Origin of the sequence: Parvularcula lutaonensis (assembly GCF_014651915.1) — a bacterium.
Classification (GTDB): Bacteria; Pseudomonadota; Alphaproteobacteria; order Caulobacterales; family Parvularculaceae; genus Parvularcula; species Parvularcula lutaonensis.
This window is the reverse complement of record NZ_BMXU01000002.1, coordinates 949,743-971,754: the sequence shown is the minus strand read 5'-3', so window position 1 is coordinate 971,754 and position 22,012 is coordinate 949,743. Positions and strand designations below refer to the sequence as shown.

At 62.8% G+C, this 22,012-nt stretch carries 22 protein-coding genes; 9 read left to right on the top strand and 13 right to left on the bottom strand.

Annotation, left to right across the window (positions count from 1 at the left end; all coding sequences use genetic code 11):
- Window positions 1-89 precede the first annotated feature (89 nt).
- Entirely contained in the window at window positions 90-608 is a 519-nt protein-coding gene (gene msrA / locus IE053_RS13140) for a peptide-methionine (S)-S-oxide reductase MsrA (RefSeq protein ID WP_189576710.1), read from the top strand.
- Between the two features lie 306 nt (window positions 609-914).
- Here the strand turns inward: msrA and IE053_RS13135 are convergent, their stop codons facing one another.
- Together IE053_RS13135 and ftsE are read right to left on the bottom strand one after the other, a co-directional pair.
- Window positions 915-1,832 (bottom strand): cell division protein FtsX, encoded by a 918-nt coding sequence (locus IE053_RS13135; RefSeq protein ID WP_189576708.1) that lies wholly within the window; start codon window positions 1,830-1,832, stop codon window positions 915-917.
- On the bottom strand, window positions 1,829-2,560 hold the full coding sequence (ftsE, locus tag IE053_RS13130) for a cell division ATP-binding protein FtsE (protein ID WP_189576706.1): 732 nt from the start codon (window positions 2,558-2,560) through the stop codon (window positions 1,829-1,831). Before ftsE ends, IE053_RS13135 begins: the two co-directional genes overlap by 4 nt.
- A gap of 35 nt (window positions 2,561-2,595) precedes the next feature.
- Here ftsE and IE053_RS13125 point away from each other — a divergent pair, with 35 nt between their 5' ends.
- A complete protein-coding gene (locus tag IE053_RS13125; RefSeq protein ID WP_189576704.1) occupies window positions 2,596-3,306 on the top strand; it encodes a hypothetical protein in 711 nt (236 codons plus the stop codon).
- Here IE053_RS13125 and IE053_RS13120 read toward each other — a convergent pair.
- Window positions 3,303-5,696 carry a DUF4175 domain-containing protein gene (locus tag IE053_RS13120; protein ID WP_189576702.1) on the bottom strand — a complete coding sequence of 798 codons (2,394 nt, stop codon included), beginning with the start codon at window positions 5,694-5,696 and terminating at the stop codon, window positions 3,303-3,305. The genes IE053_RS13125 and IE053_RS13120 overlap by 4 nt on opposite strands.
- A 47-nt stretch (window positions 5,697-5,743) precedes the next feature.
- Entirely contained in the window at window positions 5,744-6,490 is a 747-nt protein-coding gene (locus IE053_RS13115; RefSeq protein ID WP_189576699.1) for an alpha/beta hydrolase, read from the bottom strand.
- A gap of 48 nt (window positions 6,491-6,538) precedes the next feature.
- Between IE053_RS13115 and IE053_RS13110 the strand changes: the two genes are divergently transcribed.
- The 5 genes from IE053_RS13110 to IE053_RS13090 all read left to right on the top strand — a co-directional run bounded on the left by IE053_RS13110 (window position 6,539) and on the right by IE053_RS13090 (window position 10,875).
- Window positions 6,539-7,723: a glycosyltransferase family 4 protein gene (locus IE053_RS13110; protein WP_189576697.1), complete on the top strand. Its 1,185-nt coding sequence runs from the start codon at window positions 6,539-6,541 to the stop codon at window positions 7,721-7,723.
- 37 nt (window positions 7,724-7,760) lie between these two features.
- Window positions 7,761-8,726 (top strand): glycosyltransferase family 9 protein, encoded by a 966-nt coding sequence (locus IE053_RS13105; RefSeq protein WP_189576695.1) that lies wholly within the window; start codon window positions 7,761-7,763, stop codon window positions 8,724-8,726.
- Window positions 8,727-8,849: 123 nt separating this feature from the next.
- Window positions 8,850-9,371 carry a translation initiation factor IF-3 gene (gene infC, locus IE053_RS13100; RefSeq protein ID WP_189576693.1) on the top strand — a complete coding sequence of 174 codons (522 nt, stop codon included), beginning with the start codon at window positions 8,850-8,852 and terminating at the stop codon, window positions 9,369-9,371.
- Between the two features lie 108 nt (window positions 9,372-9,479).
- A complete protein-coding gene (bla, locus tag IE053_RS13095; RefSeq protein WP_189576691.1) occupies window positions 9,480-10,379 on the top strand; it encodes a subclass B3 metallo-beta-lactamase in 900 nt (299 codons plus the stop codon).
- Window positions 10,380-10,443: 64 nt separating this feature from the next.
- Window positions 10,444-10,875 (top strand): ion channel, encoded by a 432-nt coding sequence (locus tag IE053_RS13090; protein WP_229786224.1) that lies wholly within the window; start codon window positions 10,444-10,446, stop codon window positions 10,873-10,875.
- Here the strand turns inward: IE053_RS13090 and IE053_RS13085 are convergent, their stop codons facing one another.
- The 5 genes from IE053_RS13085 to cysQ form a co-directional block, all read right to left on the bottom strand.
- Window positions 10,876-12,246, bottom strand: a complete 1,371-nt coding sequence (locus IE053_RS13085; RefSeq protein WP_189576689.1) for an arylsulfotransferase family protein — start codon at window positions 12,244-12,246, stop codon at window positions 10,876-10,878.
- A gap of 39 nt (window positions 12,247-12,285) precedes the next feature.
- The gene (locus IE053_RS14600) at window positions 12,286-12,576 is read right to left on the bottom strand and encodes an arylsulfotransferase family protein (RefSeq protein ID WP_189577009.1); all 291 of its coding nucleotides are present in this window, start codon (window positions 12,574-12,576) and stop codon (window positions 12,286-12,288) included.
- Entirely contained in the window at window positions 12,573-13,661 is a 1,089-nt protein-coding gene (locus tag IE053_RS14595; RefSeq protein WP_189576687.1) for an arylsulfotransferase family protein, read from the bottom strand. The genes IE053_RS14600 and IE053_RS14595 overlap by 4 nt, the downstream gene beginning before the upstream one ends.
- Before the next feature lie 80 nt (window positions 13,662-13,741).
- Window positions 13,742-14,776, bottom strand: coding sequence for a tRNA epoxyqueuosine(34) reductase QueG (queG, locus tag IE053_RS13070; protein ID WP_189576685.1), 1,035 nt, complete (start codon window positions 14,774-14,776; stop codon window positions 13,742-13,744).
- Window positions 14,773-15,567, bottom strand: coding sequence for a 3'(2'),5'-bisphosphate nucleotidase CysQ (cysQ, locus tag IE053_RS13065; RefSeq protein ID WP_229786223.1), 795 nt, complete (start codon window positions 15,565-15,567; stop codon window positions 14,773-14,775). The genes queG and cysQ overlap by 4 nt, the downstream gene beginning before the upstream one ends.
- 153 nt (window positions 15,568-15,720) lie before the next feature.
- On the opposite strand from cysQ, the gene IE053_RS13060 reads away from it, so the two are divergent.
- Together IE053_RS13060 and IE053_RS13055 are read left to right on the top strand one after the other, a co-directional pair.
- Window positions 15,721-17,160 (top strand): undecaprenyl-phosphate glucose phosphotransferase, encoded by a 1,440-nt coding sequence (locus IE053_RS13060; protein WP_189576683.1) that lies wholly within the window; start codon window positions 15,721-15,723, stop codon window positions 17,158-17,160.
- A 109-nt stretch (window positions 17,161-17,269) separates the two neighbouring features.
- Complete coding sequence (locus IE053_RS13055) at window positions 17,270-18,454, top strand: NAD-dependent epimerase/dehydratase family protein (RefSeq protein WP_189576674.1); 1,185 nt, start codon at window positions 17,270-17,272, stop codon at window positions 18,452-18,454.
- Window positions 18,455-18,656: 202 nt separating this feature from the next.
- Here IE053_RS13055 and IE053_RS13050 read toward each other — a convergent pair whose 3' ends face one another.
- The 4 genes from IE053_RS13050 to IE053_RS13035 form a co-directional block, all read right to left on the bottom strand.
- A complete protein-coding gene (locus tag IE053_RS13050; RefSeq protein ID WP_189576672.1) occupies window positions 18,657-19,334 on the bottom strand; it encodes an FkbM family methyltransferase in 678 nt (225 codons plus the stop codon).
- 46 nt (window positions 19,335-19,380) lie between these two features.
- Entirely contained in the window at window positions 19,381-20,664 is a 1,284-nt protein-coding gene (locus tag IE053_RS13045; RefSeq protein WP_189576670.1) for an MFS transporter, read from the bottom strand.
- A 19-nt stretch (window positions 20,665-20,683) separates the two neighbouring features.
- Complete coding sequence (locus IE053_RS13040; protein WP_189576668.1) at window positions 20,684-21,133, bottom strand: cytochrome c maturation protein CcmE; 450 nt, start codon at window positions 21,131-21,133, stop codon at window positions 20,684-20,686.
- A 108-nt stretch (window positions 21,134-21,241) separates the two neighbouring features.
- Window positions 21,242-21,991 (bottom strand): heme ABC transporter permease, encoded by a 750-nt coding sequence (locus IE053_RS13035; RefSeq protein WP_189576666.1) that lies wholly within the window; start codon window positions 21,989-21,991, stop codon window positions 21,242-21,244.
- Between the last annotated feature and the right edge of the window lie 21 nt (window positions 21,992-22,012).

Sequence of the window (22,012 nt, the reverse complement as noted above, 5' to 3'; positions counted from 1 at the left end):
TAACGATCTCCCATGGCATTCGTTCGCTTGTCGCATTGCGGTTGCCGCTGGGAAGATTACATCGTCAACCCGCTTTGGAGGCTTCAGAGATGACCGAGACCAAGACCGCTGTCCTTGCCGGAGGCTGCTTCTGGGGCATGGAGGAGCTGATCCGCCACCAGCCAGGCGTCGTCAGCACGCGTGTCGGCTACACCGGCGGCACGCTCGACAAACCGACCTATAACGACGTGAAGACCGGCAAGACCGGCCATGCCGAGGCGATCGAGATCGTCTACGACCCGTCGGTGATGAGCTATGAGAAGCTGCTCCAGTGGTTCTTCCAGATCCACGACCCGACGACCAAGGACCGCCAGGGCAATGACATCGGCACGCAGTACCGCTCGGCGATCTGGTATCAGGATCAAGAGCAGAAAGAGACAGCGGAGAAGGTGATCGCCGCTGTCGAGGCGTCGGGCAAATGGCCGGGCAGGGTGGTGACGGAGGTCGCGCCGGCGCAGACGTTTTGGGAGGCGGAAGAATTCCACCAAGACTACCTGCAGAAATATCCGAACGGGTACACCTGCCACTACGTCCGCCCGGACTGGACGCTGGATGGGGCTGCAGCCTAACCGGTTAGCGCACCTAATCTAGTCATGGCGGCTGCAATCTCGCTTATTGCCTTCGCCCAGTTTGCGACTCGGTCTGCACGTGTCGGGTCTGCAGCTCGGCGTGGAACAACGGTAATTGAATTATTCGAGACCGGTCCGAGGTAGAAATTGACAGCTTGGACGGGTTTGAAAAAACGCCAAACGATCAACGATGTCGTAACTATGGCGCACCCGGTAAGGAGCATTCGCAGTCTTTCGTCGGTCATTGAATGGAATGCTTCCTGAACTCGGCTGAGTGGAAAGATAAACTGATTCGCCTCAGGCTACCTACGCCACGTACCGATCCTCACCCCTCAGGGCACGGAGGACCGCGACCCTTGCGGCGATGGTCGAGAGGCCGCCGAGGAGGATGGGGATCGAGAGGAGCCAGACCGCCGTTCCGGCGTCGATCGAAAAGGCGGGCAGGAAGCCGCCCGCGTCACCGGTGACCACTGCGAGGAACTTCGTCGCGAGCCATGCTGCCAGCGCGCCCACGCTTCCGCCGACGAGGCCGAGCATCAGGTAGCGGTTGCCAATCTGCTGGGCGATGAAGCTGTCGGTCGCGCCGACGAGGTGCAGGACCTCGACGATGTTCCGGTGCGCGGCGAGGCCAGCGCGCGCGGCGAAGACGATGACGGCGGACGATGCAAGGATCACCAGCACGAAGGCCATGAAGGCGAGGCCGCGGATACGGCTGGCGGCGGCGACCAGTTGGTCCGTCCACGCACCATGGTCGTTGAGACTGGCACTCGGCACCGCCTCGACGAGGGTCTGGCGCAGAGAGCCGAGATCGGCGCGCAGCTCGGGCGTCACATCGGCGGTGATGAGGACCGGCAGGGGAAGGTCGTCTGGCAGGTTGTCCATGCCTAGCCATGGTTCGAGCAGGGCTTCGGCTTCTTCCTGGGGGAGGCGGGTGACATTGCTGAGACCCTCGGTCGAGCGGAGAATCTCCTCGGCAGCGTCGGCGCCGATGCGGATCTCTTCGGGGGTCATGCCGCGCACCTGGACCGTGATCGTTCCAGTCAGCTCCCCGGACCAGCCGCTGACCGCAGCATCGACGGCGAAGAAGCCCGTGAGGGCGATGCCTGCGAGAAAGGCGAGGACCCCGATGACGATGGCAAGGGAGAAGCCACTGACACCGCTTTCGGGGATGATTGGCGTGTTGCCACTTTTCACGTCGGCGAGGCTGTCTTCGTAGTCGCTCACTGCGCCCCCTCCGGTTCTCTCGCTGGCGTCTCGTCGGGGATCGGACCGTGGAGGGTGACCTTCCCGTCCTTCAGCCTGAGGATATTCTGCTTGAGGCCCCGGACGAGGCCGAGGTCGTGGGTCGCGACGATGATAGCCGTGCCGAGACGGTTGAGCTCGAGCAGCAGGCGCATGATCTTCTCGCCCATCACCGGGTCGACATTGCCCGTGGGTTCGTCGGCAAGGATGAGGTCGGGCTTGGAGACCAGCGCACGGGCGAGAGCCACCCGCTGTTTCTCTCCGCCGGACAGCACCGTGGGCGGCGCGTCGATCCTGTGCGCAAGGCCGACCCAGCTTAACAGTTCGATTACGTCATCCCGATAACTATTAGGGTTAACGCCCAGCACGCGCATTGGCAGGGCCACGTTCTCGAAGGCGGTCAGATGATCGAGAAGGCGGAATTCCTGGAACACCACGCCGATCCGGCGCCGGAGTTTCGGCATTTCTTCGGACGGCATGTCCAGGAGATCGTTGCCGAAAACCTCGACTCGGCCCGTCGTGGGACGATGCGCCGCGTAAATGAGCTTCAGCAGGCTCGTCTTGCCGGCCCCCGAGGGCCCGGTAAGGAACCGGAAGTCACCAGGGCGCAGCGTAAAGTCCGTACCGCGCAGAACTTCGCGCACCCCATCATAGGTCAGGTGGACATCCTCGAACGTCACAATGGCCTGGGAATTCTGATCGGTCACCATAGACGGGGTTTGCCCGTTTTCGGAGGTGAAGTGCAATGACTCTTCCCGCATGGCGAGATGAACAGCCGGAATGGCACGAATTGCCGGAGCCCCGGCTGAGGAAAAAGCCCGAAGCACGTCCGGGCGCAGGCACTTCCCCTGCGAATCAGTTGCTGGCGATGCTGGAGGAGGCGAGCCTTCCCGGTGCCGGTCAGCGCGCGAAGAAACGGCTCCGCAAGCCCGATCTTCAAAAACTCAAGCTTCCGCCCGTGCCGTCGATGCCGAAGCTGCCGTCGATCCCTGCGCCTTCGCTGGCGCTGCCGAAGAAGCTGGCCAGCTGGCTCCTTGGTTGGTCGGTCGCGGCGATGGCGCTCAGCCTGTCCTATCTCACCTTCGAGACCCTCAACACGGGCTCGGTCGAGACGCCGGACAGGCCCGCGCTCGATTTCTCCGACGTGCAGACACGCTATGTCCAGTCGAGCGAGGGGCCTGCGATCGAGCTGTCGGGCGTGGTCCGCAATGAGGGCGACAGGCTTGTCGAGCCTGAAGTGGTGCTGCAGCTCGCAGGGTCCCGCGTCGCGATCGAGGAGCCCGTCCGCCTTGGCGGTGCGGCACTTCCTCCGAAGGCCGAACGTCCGTTCACGCTGCGGGTGGTGATCCCGGAGGGGGTGAAGACCGTTCGCCTGCTCCCGCCGGATACGGAGGCGGCTCGTCCGCGCCCGATGCCGTTGGTGTCGCCGGCCTGGACGGCGGAACCCAGCCTCTAGAACCGCTCAAGAAGGCTTTCGAGATATTCCCTTTCGGCCTCTCCGAGGTCGGGATCGCGGAGCCGTCGCCTGATCTGGGCAAGGAGTTCGCGGATGCGCTCGGGGTCGTAAAGGCCGAAATCTTCAGGGTCAGGACCTTCAGAGCCACTGAAAGCACGGCCCAGCGGATCGGAACCTTCACCCGGCTCATCGGTCGCTTCGCCGATCGCCTCGGCCAGTTCGGTGCCCGCATCACGGAGCTGTTGCAGGGCCCGTTCCTGCAGCGACTGCGCCATGCCGAGATTGCCGTTCTCGAGCGCCCGCGCCGCCCTTTCCATCGTTTCCTCGGCCCGCTCATAGCCTTCGCGCGCACCCTCGGTGCCTTCGGGCAGGTCTTCCATCAGGTCACGGAGGGAATCTCCAAGGCTGCGCTGCTGCCCGGGAAGATCACCGACGCCGCGGTCGCCACGGCGGGCCGAGAATGTCTCGTCGGCCAGCTCGCGCTGCTGCTGGATCAGGTCACCTGTGCCCGAAAGGGCGCCTTCGCCCGGACTCTGACCGCTTTCGCCGCCTTCGCCCGAGGGTTGGCCCTGGCCTTGGCCCTGTTGCCCCTCGGCCTGCTGCTGGCCCTGGCCACCGCTCCCCTGGCTGAGCTGGAGCTGCTGGAGGAGGGCTTCGAGCTGGGCGAGGAGGCTCTCGGCTTCCTCGTTGGCGCCTTGCTCGGCGAGCTCCTCCATCCGGCGGAGGATTTCGTCGAGATCGGCTTCGCCAAGCTCGGTATCGCCCTCCTGGGGCTCGGCTTCGGCGAAACCGCTTTCCGCCAGTGCACGGATGTAATCATTCATCGCCTGGCGCAGCTCTGCGATTCGCTGGGCGATTTCGCTCTGGTCCGCGCCGTTGCGCAGGGCCTGGCGGAGCGCTTCTTCCGCCGCATCAAGGCGAGCACGGGCATAGGCGAGGCCGTCATCCTCGAGTTCGAGGGCGAGGGGCCAGAGGGACTCGATGATGTCGGGCACATCGCGAACCTTGGCAGTGCTGACGGCTTCGGCCGTTGCCTTCAACATGAGGTGTTCGGACGGATCGACGTCGAAGAGGTCCGGGGCGATGACCATCGCGCCGAAGAGTTCGGCCGACCTGTTGAGGCTGCCCGGTGCCATGGCCAGCTTGCGCCGCTCTTCGATGACGGCCTTGCTCATCGGATTGTAGAACATGCGCTCGGGCATGGTGAAGGCGAAGGGCTCGCTCTCTGCCGTCTGGCCGAGGCCATCGGTCACGCGAAGGACGGCCTTCACCAGAAGACCCGCCCAGGGATGTTCCTCCGTGCCCGCCTCGACCTGCCGCTCGCCGGGCTGGCCAGCGAGGGAGGGGAGATTGACCCGGTCCGGGCTCTGGATGACCTTCTCTTCAGGCATCGGTGCGTCACGGGAGATGCTCTGGCCCGGCAGGAGCGAGAGGACCAGTTCACCGCTGGCCAGGGGGTAGTCGTCCTCGGTGATGACATCCATGCGGATCACGCCCGTGGAGGTGTCGGGCTCACCCACCAGCCGGACCGAAGGCTCCGTGTCCGCACTGACGTAGACATCGAGTTGCCGTTGCTCGCCGCCTGCTGCGACCGCCAGAACCCCCGGCGCATCGAGCGGCACCACCACCGCGCTGCCGTCATCGCCCGATGGCCTGATCCGGCGACGGCCTTCGCTTTCAGTGGTGTAGGTGATGACGCCGCGAACCGGGCGACCGTCTTCCCGGCGGAGACGGATATGGAGCTGGCTGCCCGCAGCGGCACCGAGCGCGCTTCGCTCTGCAGTCAATTTCAGGATGCGCGACGGCAGCTCCGTATACGCTGGAGGCTCGATCCAGGCATCGACAACCACTGGTGCCTGCACCGGGAAAGGCGGCGTAAGGCTGGCTTTCAGTCCATCAGTTTCGCCACGCGTCAGGAGAAGTGCGGCGAAGACGGCGAGGAGGGCGAAGTAGCGGATGCCGAAGCGGTCCACCTGTGCCGCGCTGACCCTCGGGAGGGGCGCCTTCGGTTCGCCGATCTCCTGGATCAGGCGCTCGCGTGAGGCGATCCAGAGCGGGTCATCCTGCGCAGAGGCGAAGTTGGTCGCCCATGCTGAATCGAGAATACCTGTCTTGAGGCCATTGCGCTCCTCGATGCGCCGCAGCGCCTCCGCCCGCCGGGGAAAGCGGAAGCGCCTGCTGCCCCAGCTCGCAAGGAACAGGAGCACGGCTCCCGACAGCACAAGGCCTGCCAGATGCCAGGCCAGCGGGAGCTGCGCGAAGGCACCGGTCCAGATGAGCGCGAAGATGAAGGCTGCCGCGATGACCAGCGGCATGAACGCGGGAACCGCGCGTTCCCATGCGAGAACGGCGAAGGCGCGCTGGAGGGGAACTGAAACCGGCAACCTCATGGACTGAAACTAGAGCACAGCGAGGTTCACAGCGAATGAGCGTTCCTTCACCGGGAGAGCTCCCGCACCGTGGCGACAAGGCGGTCGATGTCCTCGGGTGTCGAGAGGCGGTGATCGCCACCTTTTACGAGCGTCGTGGTCAGGGACGGTGCCTCGATCCTGTCCGTCAGTTCGAGGACGTGGCTGGTTGGCACGACGTCGTCCGCGAGGCCGTGAAGGATCCTGACCGGGCAGGGCAGATTGATGCTCTCTCCCATGATGAGGTTCTGCCTGCCATCGACGAAGAGGTCTCGGGTATAGGTCTCGGCGGGATGCCCGCTGGTCCCGGTGCGCAGGACGCCATCGGCTTCAAGGGTGGTGCGCTGCTCGCTTGAAAAGCGCGGATAGACGAGTTTTTCGGTGAAGTCCGGCGCTGGCGCGATGAGGACTAGGCCAGCCAGCTCCTCGGGATGCCGCAGTGCATAGAGAAGCGTGATCCACGCGCCCATGGAAGAGCCGACCAGCACCTTGGGACCCGGTGCGGCCTGCGTGATCGCAGTTTCGGCATCGGCGAACCAGCGGGAGATCGTGCCTTCTTCAAAGGCCCCATCGCTCTCGCCATGGCCGGTGTAGTCGAAGCGGAGGAAGGCGCGACCGTCCTTCGCGGCAGCATCGGCCAGCGCCTGCGCCTTGGTGCCAAGCATGTCCGAGGCATAGCCGCCGAGCCAGACCCCGGTCGGTCCTTTGCCTTCCTGCAAACGGTAGGCGATCCGGCCATTGGGGCCCTCGATGAATTGCGGGTCGTTGTTTTCCATAGCGCAGTGCCGTAGCCGCGGTCTGTCTCATACGTAAACGGGGCCAGCTTGGATTTCTCTCAGCATACGCTTCTTCAGGTCATCCCGAAGCTCGAGGGCGGGGGCGCCGAGCGCACGACGCTCGAAGTCGGCCGTGCCTTCGTCGAAGCCGGTGGGCGCTCGCTCGTGGTGTCGAGCGGTGGAGGCATGGTCGATGAGCTGGAGGCTGGCGGCTCGGCCCATGTCGAGATGCCAGTCGAAAGTAAGAACCCGTTCCTGATCGCCCAGAACGCGCGGGACCTCGCGGCGTTGATCGCGAAGGAAAAGGTCAGCCTGATCCATGCCCGCAGCCGCGCCCCGGCGTGGAGCTGCCTGCAGGCTGCGCGAAGAACCGGCATTCCCTTCGTGACGACCTACCATGGGGCATACAGCGCGAAATCGGCGCTGAAGAAGCTCTACAATTCCGTGATGGTCAGGAGCGACGCCATCATCGCGAACTCTCAGTTCACCGCGGAGGCTGTCGCCGCGCAATATGAGGGCAAGCCTTATTTCGACCGGGCGAAAATGGTGACCATCCCGCGCGGGGCGGACCTGTCCCGGTTCGATCCGGAGGCCGTCTCCGAAGAGAGGATCGAGACGTTCAAGACCCTCTTCGGGCCCGGTTTCCGCATCGTCCTGCCGGGGCGTTTCACCGATTGGAAAGGCCAGCGTGAGGTGGTCGAAGCTGCGGCGATCCTCAAGAAGCAAAGACCTGATATCCGGGCCACATTCCTGATGGTCGGCCGGATGGACGAGAAGCCTGACTATGTGGAGGAGCTGCGCGAGCTGGTCGACCAGCGCGGGGTGACGGGGTCCGTCCAGCTCATCGGTCCCACCAAAGACGTTCCGGCTCTCCTGCTCGCCTCGGACGTTGTGCTCTCAGCGAGCACCAGGCCCGAAGCCTTCGGCCGGGTCGCTGTCGAAGCCCAGGCGGCTGGTCGCCCGGTCATAGCGACAGCCCATGGCGGTTCTCTCGAAACCGTGCGCGATGGCGAGACAGGGATCTTGGTGCCGCCCGGCGACTCGGAAGCCCTTGCAAAGGCGCTGATACGTCTTCACGATCTTAACCCTGAGGAACGCGCCGAGATGGGCAGGCGCGGCATGATGCATGCACACCAAAACTTCACGACGGAGGCGATGACCGCATCGACTTTGTCGGTTTATCAGAAGCTTATTGGTGGGCTGGGAGATGGAACGAATGGCAAGGGGTCTTAGAGGCGCGTCCCGCGTTCTTGTCGTGAAACGTGAAGGCATGCGCTCCTTCGTGGAGGCCGAGCCCATCTTCCAGGCGATCCGCGAAGCCCATCCGGATGCCACGATCGACCTTGTCACCGGACCCGCGCTGCAACGGCTGGCCAAGACCGCGCCCTATTTCGACCGCGTCGTTGCCACCCGCCCGAATCTCGCCCCGCAGGAGCGCAAGGAATTTTCCCGGCAGCTCAAGCGTGTCGGTTACGGCATGGCCTATGACCTCGATGGGACAAAGGAATCGATGGAGCTGCGGGCCGCCATGCGCGGGTTCCGAGCGCCGACATGGGTCGGCCCGAAAAAGCCCGTCGACAGGAACAAGCGCCTCTTGGCCAACTCGGCCCTGATGGGTCCGGGAATGCGGAAGATGCTGCGTGACAGCGGCCTGCCGCTGGAAGAACGGCTGCCGAGGCTGAGCTGGATGGGTGAGGACACCAATGCTTCGGCCAATCTCGATCCGAGCTGGTTCGGGATCTCGGGCCCCTTCGGGCTGTTCGTTCCCGCTTCGAACCCTGCGCACCGCTGGCCGGCCGAGCATTATGGCGAAGTCGCCGCCGCCATGGGCGGGGAGGGGATCACGCCCGTCATCGTCGGCGGACAGGATCTTGGCCCGTTTGCCTATGACGTGATGCAGCACGCCGCCGAACTCAGCAGGGCCACCGGCCGCGCCGCCATCGACCTGACGGGCAAGGCGGACGCAGCGCAGCTCGCCGTCCTCGCCAGGCATGCTCGGTTCTTCCTCGCAGGGCCGTCGGAAGAGCTGCACCTGATCGCGGCTTCGGGCACCCCGGGCGTGGTCCTCGTGCCCGCGTCCGAGGACATGCAGAGCGACGCCCTTTACGGCCGCGAGGTCGTCAAGCTGACGGCTTCCAACATGAAAAACCTCACCTCGGACCTCGCGATCATGACCCTGCGCAATATGGGCCTGATCCGTGGCCAGTCAGCGACAGGCGGAAGAGCTTTCGCCTGACATTGTGTGATTGCGCTTGCGGTTTCGATTGAACGCTGGCTCAGGTTTCCTTATCTATTTGCGCGGCAGAATGCTGCCCGTGAATAAGCTATAGAAGGAGACCAGCTCATCGCACGCCGACCCATGAACATGACCCCGCCGAAGCAGACGGGGCCGAGAATGAACGAAAACATCCGCGCACCCAAGATCCTCGTCATCGACGAAGACGGTGAGAAACGGGGTCCGATGTCCCCGCAGGATGGCATGGAACTGGCGGCTGCGGCAGGTCTCGACCTCGTCGAAGTGAATCAGGGCGAGGTCCCGGTTTGCAAGCTGATGGACTGGGGCAAGCACAAGTACCAGCAGCAGAAGAAGAAAGCCGAGGCCAAGAAGAAGCAAAAGGTCGTCGAGATCAAAGAGATCAAGATGCGCCCGAACATCGACAAGCACGACTACGAGGTGAAGACACGGGCCATGCGCAAGTTCTTCGAGGAGGGCGACAAGGTCAAAGTGACCCTTCGCTTCCGTGGCCGTGAGATGGCGCACCAGGAACGCGGTATGGACCTTCTGAACAGGGTTCGTGAAGAGTTCGAGGACGTGACCAAGGTCGAGGCGATGCCAAAACTCGAAGGCCGCCAAATGATGATGGTGCTGGCGCCGCGCTAGGCGCGACCAGCATTTTCAGGATAAAGAGGCACCCCGAGGGGTGCCTTTTTTGTTGGCGGCCCGGCGCCGTTTTGCGAAGAGGCCGGCGGGCATACAGGGCTGCGAGGCATGCGGAAGATCTTCATCGCGCTTGGCGGACTGGCGCTGCCGGTCCTCGGGACCTGCGGCACCAAGACCTTCGACACCGAAGCGCGTTCGCCGCTCAATGACTGGGCGGCGACCTGCGAGGACTGGGACGACTGGGACAAGCCGGGCCCTGCCTTCACCATCCACGGTAACACGCACTACGTCGGCACCTGCGGAATCGGGGCGTTTCTCGTCGCCGGTGACCAAGGCCACATCCTGATCGACGGCGGGCCGAAGAATGGCGGCCCCCTGATTGCCGCGAACATCGAAGAGCTGGGCTTCAGCGTCGACGATGTCAAAATCATTCTTCATACGCACGAACACCACGACCATGTTGGCGGCCTTGCCGAGCTCAAGGTGGCCTCGGGCGCGCGGGTGATAGCGTCGAAGGCGGCCGCACCAGTGCTCGAGCGGGGGCAGGTGGGCGTTGATGACCCGCAGTCTGCTGTGCACGAAGCTTTTGCTCCTGTGGCTGTTTCTTCCACTGTCCGTGATGGCGAGACGGTCACGCTCGGCGCGCTGTCCCTGACGGCGATCGCAACGCCGGGCCACACGCCGGGGGCGCTCAGTTGGCAGTGGGCGTCCTGTGCAGACGGAGACTGCAAGACGATCGTGGTAATGGACAGCCTGTCAGCCGTCAGTGCCGAGGGTTACCGTTTTTCGGAACACCCTGAAGTGGTCGCAAGTTTTCAGGACAGTATCGAGCGGGTCAGTGGCCTTGATTGCGATGTTCCCCTGACGCCGCACCCCTCGGCCAGCGGCATGCGCGAACGGATCCTGCAGCGCGGCGAGCTTGCCATTCCCGATGGCTGCCGCGCCTATGCCGCGAAAGTTGGCGACGCGCTCGAGCGTCGGCTTGCGAAAGAAAAGGCGAACGAATAGCCGGGCTTTGGCGCTTCCGGCTGACTTCGGCTACGATGCCAGCTGGGTGTCAGGGGAGAGCCGCATGGCTGCAACCATCCTTCCGCAGCTTACGCTTGCAGGCGGCGTGATCGCCGTGACGGCGGTGATCCATGCTGTCTTCATCGTGATGGTCCGTGATTGGCTGCGCTTGTCAGAGCCGAGACCGGGCGTGATTGATGAGATCGTAAGCGTCATCAAGCTGACTTTCATCTCGCTCTGGCTGATCGCCGCGCATGTCATGTCGGCGGGTGTCTGGGCCTTGGTCTATCTCCGCACAGGCACCAGTGAGGACTTCGAAGCGGCCCTCTATTTTGCGCTCTCGACCTATACGACGCTAGGCTTCGGTGATGTGCTGGCCCCGCGGGAGTGGGAGCTGCTGACAGGATTCGCCTCGCTCAATGGCCTTCTCATGTTCGGCTTGACGGCGGCCGTTCTTGTCGATGCCGCGGCGAGGCTCCGGACGCCGCGTCGCTGATCAGCCCGCGGAGCACTGCTTCTCGGCAAGAGAGGTCCTGACCTGCGCCGCCAGTGCAGGGGGGATCCAGCGGCTCCAATGGACCTGGTAGATCTTTCCATCCTCGCCGCGGTTCACGTACTGCCAGCTCAGCTTTCCGTCGCGGTCCATCTGCAGGACGCGGCCGTGGTTCTGTTCCTCGACGAAGAGTTCGCCATCGGGTAGGAGTTCCGAGCGCCCCTGCGTTGCGGAACGAATATTCTGGACCCTGAAGGCTTCATCGAAGGGACGGGTCACCTCGTCCGTTTCAAAGTTATAGACCGGGAAATTGTTATGACCGGCAACGACATAGCGCGGCCCGTGCGTGTTCGCGCGGTTGTCGAAGACCGCGATTTCCCGCTCGTTCAGGACATCGACATCATGCTGCATCAGCCACGGCCCCTGCCGCCACCAGACAATCTCGTCTGTTGACGGACGGTAGAGCGCGACCGCGGAGAGATTGCGGATGCTGAGAAAGACGTCGCCCGCCTTCCAGTAGGGCCCGTCGCTGGCAACCGGCTGAATATCGTTGAGATGAAGGGGATCTTCGGGTTCCACAGCGGGTGCAAGGATGGCGTATTCACGACCCGACCTGGAGACGATTTCCGCCAGAGAGCGTTCTAGCAGGATCTCTCCTTCGGGGCTTATCTTGGTAAGCGAGTCATCCCGGAACTCGTCGCTCACTCCGTTGAGCCTATGTGGGTAGAGAACGCCGGGCACCCAGTAATTCCCTTGCGGATCTTTCTCGATTGCATGGTGGAAGGCACCGTCCACGAGCCACTCGATTTGCGAGCAGGCATCGAGCTTGACCATCGCCGTCGACATGCCCGTGAAGATGATAGAGCCATCAGGTTCGACAAGCGGGTGGACCATGCCGAAGCGAAGCCTGTCGCGATCAGGCTCGAGATCGATGGTCGGGATACGCCGTCTGGTCTGGGAGTGGACGTATTGTTCGTCGACGGAGTAGATGTTGAGCACCGAACCGTCGGTGAGATCCACGATCTCGACGATGTTGCGCTGCTTGACCGGATCGAACCGGCTGAGCGCGAGGAGGCCGGGATCGCCCGATGCCGGCACGAACCGCTCGAACCCTGAAGCGCCGCCGAACCGGTCATGGCGTTTCGCGTGCATCGGGTGGTGGTCGTTCCTGATCGAACGGATGACCTTCATGGTCTCCGACGGGATGCGCGCGAAGCTGACGGCCGCCCTGGCGATGAGGTTGTCGCCGCCTGTCGCGCCATGCTCCACGGCCGCGCCGTAGGCGACGAGGCCAAGGACGATCGCGACCCCGCCGAGGACCGCATGCCACGCCTGGAAGCGGAGGCTGCGCCACCGCATCAGAAATTCTTCCACAATGTCCCCCTGGCGTGAGCCGATATCTCCCTTCGGCGATTATTCAGCCGAACAGCGTATCTCCGCGAGCGCTTTTCGCAGTTCCGCGGCCTGCTCGGGAGGAACGAAACGGCTCCAGCGCAGGAGATAGACCTTCCCATCGCTCGCCCTGTTCACATACTGCCAGACGATGTTGCCTTCGGTATCGAGAGCGAGCGCCCGTCCGTAGTTCTGTTCCTCCACGAACAGGTTGCCGTCCGGGAGAAGCTCGGCGCGCCCTTCGGTGACGGTCCGGATGTCGTGGCGCTCGAAGCCTGCTTCGAACGGCGTTTTCGCGGTTTTGGTGCTCAGGTCGAAGAAGACGGCATGATTTGTGCCGAGGACTTTTCACCGCTCCGCAGCTGCGCGGTGTTGTTGTCGAAGACCGAAATCCGGTGGTCGTCGATGACGTCGACATCGTGCTGCATCATCCAGTGACCTTCCTGGTGCCAGACAAGCTGATCCGTCGAAGGTCGGTAGAGCCACACCGACGAGGGATGGCGGAGGCTGAGAAGCAGGTCGCCTTTTTGCCAATGCGGCCCGTCGTCGGTCACGGGTTGGACATCATTCAGGTGGAAAGGATCATCCTTTCTCCCGGCCGGGACAAGGGCTTGGTGCTTCAGGCCACTGGCGATCGCGATCTGGGCGACTGAGCGTTTCCAGAGAACTTCGCCATCCGCCGAGACCTTGACGATGGCATCGTCGGCGAAGGTGTCACTTTGCCCACGGATGGTGGCGGGATAGAGAACGCTCGCGGTGTAGAAACCGCCATCCTCTGCGGGCTCGATGGCGTGATGGAAAATGTCGTCGGCGATCCACTCGATTCGGGAGCACGCATCGATCTTCACGAGGGGCGTGTACATGCCGTGGAAGACGAGACCGCCCTCCGGGGTCGCCACGGGATGGGATAGGAAAAAGCGCGAGCGGTCCTTGTCAGTCTGCGGATCGACCCAGGGGATTCGGGCCTTTGTCGTGGCGTGGATTTTCGCCTCGTCCACCGAGTAGGTGTGGAGGACCGAACCGTCCCGAAGGTCGAGGACCTCCACGATCCCGCGCTGCCGGTCACCATCGAAGCGAGACAGGAGCAGGAGGCCTTCCTCCCCGGTGGCGGGGGCAAAGCGTTGGAAGCCTGATTGCCCGGAGAAGCGCTGCTGGCCCGACCTTGCGGGGTGGCTCCGGCCGGATAGGGCTTTGAGCACCGTCTTGGCGTCGACTGGAATGCGCGCAACGGCGAGGGCGCTCTTGGCGAAGGGGCCTGCTCGGTCGGGCTTCGTTATGGCCCTGTGGACGCCGGCACCGAAGCCGACGACCAGCAGCGCGAATGCTGCGAGCACCAGCAGCAATTGCCAGTACCGGAAGGAAACCTCCCGCCTCGTCATCAGGAACTTTTCCAGCATATCCCCCTGCCGAAATGCTCTGTCAGTATGGTCCAGTATGGTCTTGCATAGATCAATAGAGAAGAGGCGGCGACTGCAAACTACAAAGTGCTGAGCTGCTGGACGGCCCAAGAAGCCGCGTCGCGGACCTCTTCGGAGGCATCCTGCTCAAGGCGCTCAGCCTCGGTCAGGAGGGCCGGATTACCGCTGTTCCCCATTGCGATAAGGACGTTTCGGACGAAGCGGTCGCGTCCGATACGCTTGATCGGTGATTTGCGGAACAGGGCGCGAAAGCCCGCATCGTCGAGCCGTGAGAGATCGGCCAGGGGAGGATCCCGCAGCTCCTCGCGGGCGTGCAACCTGGCTTCGCGGCCGAGCCCCGCGAACTTGTTCCAGGGGCACACGGCAAGGCAGTCATCGCAGCCATAGATCCGGTTGCCCATCGCCTTGCGGAACTCCTCCGGGATCGGGCCTTTGTGCTCGATGGTGAGGTAGCTGATGCACCTGCGGGCATCGAGCTTGTACGCAGCAGGGAAGGCGTGGGTGGGGCAGACGTCGAGGCAGCGGCGGCAGGAGCCGCAATGGTCGACCTCTGCAGGGTCCGGTTCGAGGTCCATGGCGACGTAGATTGCGCCGAGGAAGAGCCAGCTTCCATGCTCGCGGCTGACGAGGTTGGTGTGCTTGCCCTGCCAGCCGATCCCGGCTTGCTGGCCCAGCGGTTTCTCCGCCACCGGTGCCGTATCGACAAAGACTTTGAGCTCGCAGTCCCAGGTTTCCGCGATCCAGCGGCCGAGCTGCTTCAGGCGCTTCTTGATGACATCGTGATAGTCGTCGCCTTGGGCGTAGACCGATATATTGGCCTTCGTCCGCTCAAGGAGCTTCGCCAAAGGGTCCTGGTCGGGACCGTAGGACATGCCGAGCATGATGACAGACCGTGCGTCCTTCCAGAGCTTCTTCGGCTGGGCGCGTTTCTCGGCTCGGTCCTCGAGCCATGCCATCGTGCCTTGACGGCCCTCAGCGAGAGCTTCGAACAGGTGCTCATGGACGCTGGCAGGGAGCTCGGCCCGCGTGAAACCGACAGCGTCAAAGCCGAGGTCCCGGGCCGTTTTCCTGATGCTGTCTTCCTTGCTCGTCACTCTTTCCCGACTGCGAGGAAGTGCGGATTGTCGAAACCGCGTTCTTCCTTGCCATAGCGCAGCGGGTCGCCGCGCTCCTGATTGTCGAAGACATAGACTTCGCCGCCTGCGGCGCGAAGAACGGCATGTGCCGCAGCCGTATCCCACTCCATCGTCCGGCCAAGGCGCGGATAGAGATCGGCGCGGCCTTCGGCGATGGCGCAGAACTTCAGCGAGGAGCCGGCGGGCATGACGTCGGTGACCCCAAGGCGCTCGAGCATTTTACGGGTTTCCTCGGAGCCGTGGCTGCGTGACGTCATGGCGATGGCGCCGCTTTCCGGCCGTTTGCGGGCCGAGATGGCCTGCGCATCGCCATGGGGCTCTCCCGACATGAAATCGTACTGACGGACAGATGCGCCTTGGCCCACTTCGCCGAAAAAGAGCTGACCGCGGGCCGGAGTCGTGACGACCCCGGCGACGGGTTCGCCGTTTTCGATCAGGGCGATATTGACGGTGAACTCATCGGTGCCGCCCACGAAATCCTTCGTGCCGTCGAGAGGATCAACCAGAAGGAAGCGCTCGGTTGCCTTGGGCACCTGGCCACCGGCGACGGATTCCTCCGCGATGACAGGGATGTCGGGAATTCTCGAGTTCAAGATCTCGAGAATGGCAGCCTCGGCACGCTCGTCCGCTTCGGTCACAAGGGAGCCATCAGCCTTTTCCCGGCTCTCCGCGCCACGGCGGTAGACCTCGAGGACAATGCGGCTTCCAGCGATGGCGGCTTCCACCATCGCGTCGTTGATCTGGTTCACCCGGAGACCCCCCTTACGAAAACATCTATATCGGCTGGCCGGTGCAGCTTTTGTCGCGTAGCAGCAATAGTGTGGGGTACGAAGCTTGCTTCGGGATAAATCTGACGGGCATTTCGCGCCTGCAAAACGTGTATCTAGGGGGCATTCCGCCTGATGTCGACGACCACAGCGGATGAAGTTCAAAGCGTTCGTCGCAAGCGCCGCGGCATCTCTCGTGAGATGTGCTCGGATATCGTCGCGACGCTTCAGGTCCTGATCGTCACGGGCGCCGCGGCCCTCGCGACGCCGTTCGCCACGCTGACGGAGCTTCCCGATGGCTTCCTCATCGAAGCACGACCGATCGTTCTCATTTCCGCGGGTTTCCTGACCAGCCTCGTCTATGTCGAGGCGTTGCGACAGGGCGGCTATTTCCGCTTCGACCAGATGCTCGATCCCTGGGGCACCGCGCGAGGCGTCGCGTGGCGATTCGCCCTGATCCTGCTCAGCCTGATCGCTGCCTGTTATGCACTCAACCTGCCGCAGCTTCTATCGCGGGGCTGGCTCGTCGCGTGGGCTGTCATCGGCATAGCCGGTGTCGTCGCCTCGCGCTTCCTCGTCGCCCGGATCCTTCGCAAGCTGTCGGCCAGCGGCGGGCTGCTTTGCCGTCGGCTTGTCTTTGTCGGCGCACCGAACCGGACCCAGTATATCGCCCAGCGCGCGGCAGCCACCGAGGCCAGCGTCGAGATCGTCCACAGCTTCGACCAGGCGGCGCTGGAGGACCCAGAGAGCGACGAATTCATCACGCTCCAGCACATGGTCGAGGACGGTATGGTCGATGACATCATCGTCTGTCCAAAGGGCGATGACGACGACAATTCGATGACCAAGATTCTGGACCAGCTCCGGCGCCTCCCTGTCCATGTGAGCCTCGGCCCGCACCCGATCTGGGTGTCGCGGGGCGGGCGGCTCGAGACAGTTGGCGAGGTCCCGACCTATGTCGTGCAGCGCCGACCGATCTCCGGCTGGGGCCAGTTCACCAAGATGCTGGAGGACAAGGTGCTTGGCTTCCTGCTGTTGCTGGCGCTCTCTCCGGTCATGCTGGCCTGCGCCATTGCCGTGAAGCTCGACAGCAAGGGACCGGTCTTCTTCGTCCAGCGCAGGCAGGGCATGGCGGGCGACATCTTCCCAATCATCAAGTTCCGCTCGATGCGCGTGATGGAGGATGGCGACGACGTCCAGCAGGCAACCGAGGACGATGACCGCATTACCCGTGTCGGCAGGTTCCTTCGCCGCACCTCGCTGGATGAGCTGCCGCAGCTCTTCAACGTCCTCAAGGGCGAAATGAGCCTCGTCGGCCCGCGGCCGCACGCCCTCAAGCATGACGAGTATTATTCCGCGCTGATCAAGGACTATGCCGCCCGCCACCGGGTGAAGCCCGGCATGACCGGCTGGGCGCAGGTCAATGGCTTCCGCGGCGAGACGTCCGAGCCCGAGAAGATGGAGGCGCGGCTGCGCTACGACCTCCAATATATCGAGAACTGGAGCCTTTGGTTCGACCTCAGGATCCTCGTCCTCACGGTGAAAGCCGTCCTGAAACCCCAGAACGCATACTGATCCGGCTTCACGCGATTGCGATCTTGTCAGGCCGCCCGTTCTGCTGTTGCGGCGGCTCTAAACAGACACTAAGAGCGCCCGGATTTCTTTTGCTAAAGGGCGCTCTCCTATGAAGCTGATGATCCTCGGCGGTGATGGTTTTTGCGGTTGGCCGACTGCGCTGCACCTGTCTGCGCGTGGCCATGACGTGATGATCGTCGACAATCTCTCTCGCCGGAAGATCGACATCGAACTCGAAGTCGAGTCCCTGACGCCGATCGCAAGCCTTTCGGACCGCCTCGCAGCGTGGGAGCGGGTGTCGAACAACAAGATCGAAGCCCGCGTCCTCGACGTCGCGAAGGACTATGACGCCTTCCGCGAGCTGCTGCTCGAATACAAGCCGGACGCCATCGTTCACTTTGCCGAACAGCGCGCTGCGCCGTATTCGATGAAGACCGCGAAGCACAAGCGGTACACCGTCGACAACAATCTCAACGCCACCCACAACGTGCTTGCCGCCATCGTGGAGTCGGGCCTCGACATCCACGTTGTCCACCTCGGCACCATGGGCGTCTACGGCTACGGCACCGCCGGCATGAAGATCCCCGAGGGCTACCTCAAGGTGAAGGTCGATGCCGGCGAGAATGGCGAGGTCGAGCAGGAGATCCTGTACCCGGCCAATCCGGGCTCGATCTACCACATGACGAAGACGCAGGATGCGCTGTTCTTCCAGTACTACGCGAAGAACGACCAGCTGCGGATCACCGACCTGCACCAGGGCATCGTCTGGGGCACCCAGACCGAAGAGACTCGCAAGGACCCGGCGCTCATCAACCGCTTCGACTATGACGGCGATTACGGTACCGTGCTCAACCGCTTCCTGATGCAGGCGGCAATCGGCTACCCGCTCACGGTGCACGGAACAGGTGGCCAGACCCGTGCCTTCATCCACATCCAGGACACCTGCCGCTGCGTCGAGCTTGCGCTTGAGAACCCGCCGAAGCGTGGTGACCGCGTTCACATCATGAACCAGATGGTCGAAACCCACCGTGTCCGCGACCTCGCGAAAATGATCGCAGATATGACGGGTGCGGAGATCGACATGGTCAAGAACCCGCGCAACGAAGCTGACGAGAACGACCTCCACGTCGAGAACAAGAACTTCATCGACCTCGGTCTCGAGCCGATCACCCTCGACAAGGGCCTGTTCGAAGAAGTTACCGAGATTGCCAGGAAATACGCCGACCGCTGTGACACCCGCCGCATTCCGTGTGCGTCGCTCTGGAACAGTGTCGACGGCAACCCGAACGGCTAAGTTCGGTAGGCAGATGAAAAGAAAAGCGGCCCTCGGGCCGCTTTTTTTGTTAAGTGGTGTTCATCGCCGCAGGAACGGCATGTTGGCTACAAAAGTTATGAAGACGTTGGTCGCCTAGAAAGCATCGGCACTATGACCCGCCTCTCACGGCCTCGCTGCGTTTTCGCGCAACATGGCCGGGAGTCCGTCGAACGGAAGATTCCTACCAGCTGGTGTTTTCGCGGAGAAACCCGTCTTTCCGGGCAAATGCGATGTCGATTTGACCCAGGGCTTTGTCGAGCGGCCGGAACATGCCGTCGAGAAGATCGTAGACAGCGAATCCCTGATCGTTCATGAAGCTTACGATGTCGAAAAAATCGGGATGATGTTCGCCCCAAAAGCGAAACATTGATGCTTCGAGGATCACCACATCACACTGCGAGAGCGTGCTCAAGCCGCCCTTGATCACGTCAAGATCAGCGCCCTGACAGTCTGTTTTCAACAGCACATGCCCGCTGAGGTCCTCATCTTTCAGTCGCTCGTCAAGCGTTGAAACAGGAACCTTGATGACGTTGTCATCCTCTTGGCTCCTTTTGTGCATCATTGATGAGCCGTACAGGTCTGAATGCTTGAGAAGCAGGGCCTCTCCAGACTGGGCCATCAGCGCACACCGATGGATCTCGTGATCATAACCAGTCAGCGCTTCTGCAAGGGGTTGCTGAAACTCGGGAAGAGGTTCGAAAACGATGTGCTTGGCGTTTTTGAACGCTTGATAAATACTTGGGGTGCCATTGGCAGCGCCGACATCGATACAAACAGTCGGATCGAATCCGGAGCGCTTTAGATGAAAGAAAAATTCAGGGAACGACCTAGTGGCCTTCGGCATATGAGAATCGGACATTTCAATCGTCTAGCATCGGTTTAGATGAACGTAAACAAAGTGTAGATTATACTCCTTCAGCCCCCACATGCCTTCCGTGGAACATCCGGAAGCGGAAGATCATGATCGCGAGGACCACACCGCCCATCGCTGCGAGGACAAGGAACATCTCAGCCGGGTCGACGCCTGCATTCCTGAACACCGAGGCGAGGATCGCGCCCATCGTCGCGAAGAGGCCATTGGTCATGTTAGCCACGCCCATGATCCGGGCACTGATTGCTTTCGGGGCATTGGCCTGGAAGCTCGACAGCATCGGCACTGCGAAGACGCCATTCGCGGCAGACGAAATCACGAACAGGGCGAGGAGGGGATAGCCCTCAGGGCCGAAGAGGTCGAAATCCCCGGTGAACGGGACGCGCGTGTACCAGTAGACGCCGAGCAGGGCGGCCATGCCGACGACCAGCGCCACGGCGCTCATCTGCTTGGGCTCGCGGATGCGCGGAGCAACCACGCCTGCGATGATCGAGCCGAGGCCTGCGCCCAGGGCGAAGAAGGCGTTGAGCAGCGCATAGTCTTGGTTCGAGCCGCCGAGCTGGTCGCGCATGAAGATCGGCATGTGTGCCAGCAGGAGCGCGCCGACGAGCCAGAAATAGCCGTTGGCGAGGATCGGGAAGAACACGCCCGGCGTCTTTGCAGCTTCCTTCGTGTACCGATAGGCGATCAGCGGGATGTTCCAGTGGACCTTTTCATTCCCTGGAGGCGGGGCAGGCGGCAGCTTCGCAGCGAGAGCCGCGCCGAGAACCGCCGCACCGATCAGCATGGCACTGACAATGGTGCGGCCATTCTCGACCTCGAAGAAATAGCCGCCGACGCCGAGGCCCGTGACAATGGCGATGAAGGTGCCAGCCTGCATGATCCCGTTGGCGCGGTTTAGCCGCTCCGGCGGGAAATATTGCGGCATGAGGGCAAAACGCACCGGCTGGAAGAACGCGGTCTGCGCCCCCATCAGGGCGAGGGTCAGGACCAGCGGCAGCGCCTGGCCCAGGAAGAACCAGAGCGCAGCCAGCGACATCAGGATCAGCTCGAGGAACTTGAGCCGCCGTGCCATCACGTGGCGCGGATACCTGTCGGCCATTTGGCCCGACAGCATGGCGAACATGAAGATTGGCAAAGTGAAGCCGATGGAGACAATCGTGCCAGCCTCGTTGGCAAGTTCGCCGAAGAAATAGAAGTCCTCGCCACGCGACACGCTCGCTGCCGCGATGATCGCGACGATCGTCGCGTTGCGCAGGCAGTTGTCAGCAAAGGCGCCGAAGACCTGTGCTCCGAAGAGCATCCAGAACCGCGGCATCGCTACAAGGGGCGGCTGTTCAGTACTCAGCTTGTTTCTCCGCCGCTTCCTCGAGCGCCTTCATGACCTCTGGCGCTTCGTAGTTCTCGTCATGTCTGGCGAGGACCGTATCGGCGGTGAAGACTCCGTCGGAGCCAAGCTTGCCTTGGGCGATGACGCCTTCGTTTTCGGCGACGAGCGAAGGAAGGATGCCGGTGAAGGTCACCGGCACATCTGCCACGCCGTCGGTCACGATGAAGGCCACTTGGTTGTCTGCCCCTGTCCTCAGGCTGCCCTCCGCGACGAGGCCAGCCAGCCGTACTTCCCTAGTGCCGAGCTCCTGCCGCGTCGGCATGGTCGATGGGGCATAGGCGTAGACCTGAGTCTGCGAAATGGCCACAAGAGAAAGGGCCACCGCCCCGGCAAACGCCGGGAGAACCAGGGTGAGGAAGAGCTTGCGCTGCCTGCGCTTTTCGTAGGGAGTCGCCATCTCAGCGGCCTCGGTTCTGGTAGGCGCGCAGGGCCCAGATCGTGAGGGCGGCAAGGGTTGTCGCCGAAATGAGCCAAGCCAGCGCGATGTAGGGAGCCATGTTCGGGGTCATGAGGCAGGCGCCTCCTCGAGCCGTGCGGAGGAAGCCTTGCGTTGCGGCGCTTTCTTCTTCGCAAGGACCGTGTGGATCCGCATCAGCAGGAAGAAAACGAACAGACAGGTGTAGCCGAGCGCCATGATGAGAAGCGGGGTCAGCATCGAGGCGGGCATGGATGGCCCACCCTCCCGGATGACGGTCGCCTTCTGGTGGAGGCTGTCCCACCAATCGACGGAGAACTTGATGATCGGCAGGTTCACAGCGCCCAGCATGGCTAGGATTGCCGCGGCGCGTGCCGCAGTGAACTCGTTCTCGATCACCTGCCAGATGGCGATGTAACCGAGATAGAGGAAAACAAGGACCAGGACCGAGGTCATCCGCGGGTCCCAGTCCCAGAAGACACCCCATGTCACCTTGCCCCAGAGCCCGCCGGTGATGATGGCGAGAACGGCGAAGGCGAGGCCCATGGTGGCGGCTTCCCGCGCTGCGATGTCGGCAAGCCTGTGTTTCCAGACGAAGCCGACGAGGCTCGCGACAGCGATCATGGCGTAGGTTTGCAGCGCCATCCACGCGGCTGGCACGTGGACATACATGATCCGGACGCTCTCGCCCTGGCGGAAATCCGGGGGCGAGAAGAAGAGGGCGATCACCGAGCCCAGGAGCAGCAGGACCGCTGCCGCAGCGCCGAACGGCAGGATCAGCGGCCGCGTGCGGCGCGTGAACACTTCCGGGTTGGCGAGCTTTTCAAGGGCGTTCGGCATGGTCGTCCGGTTATGAGTGTG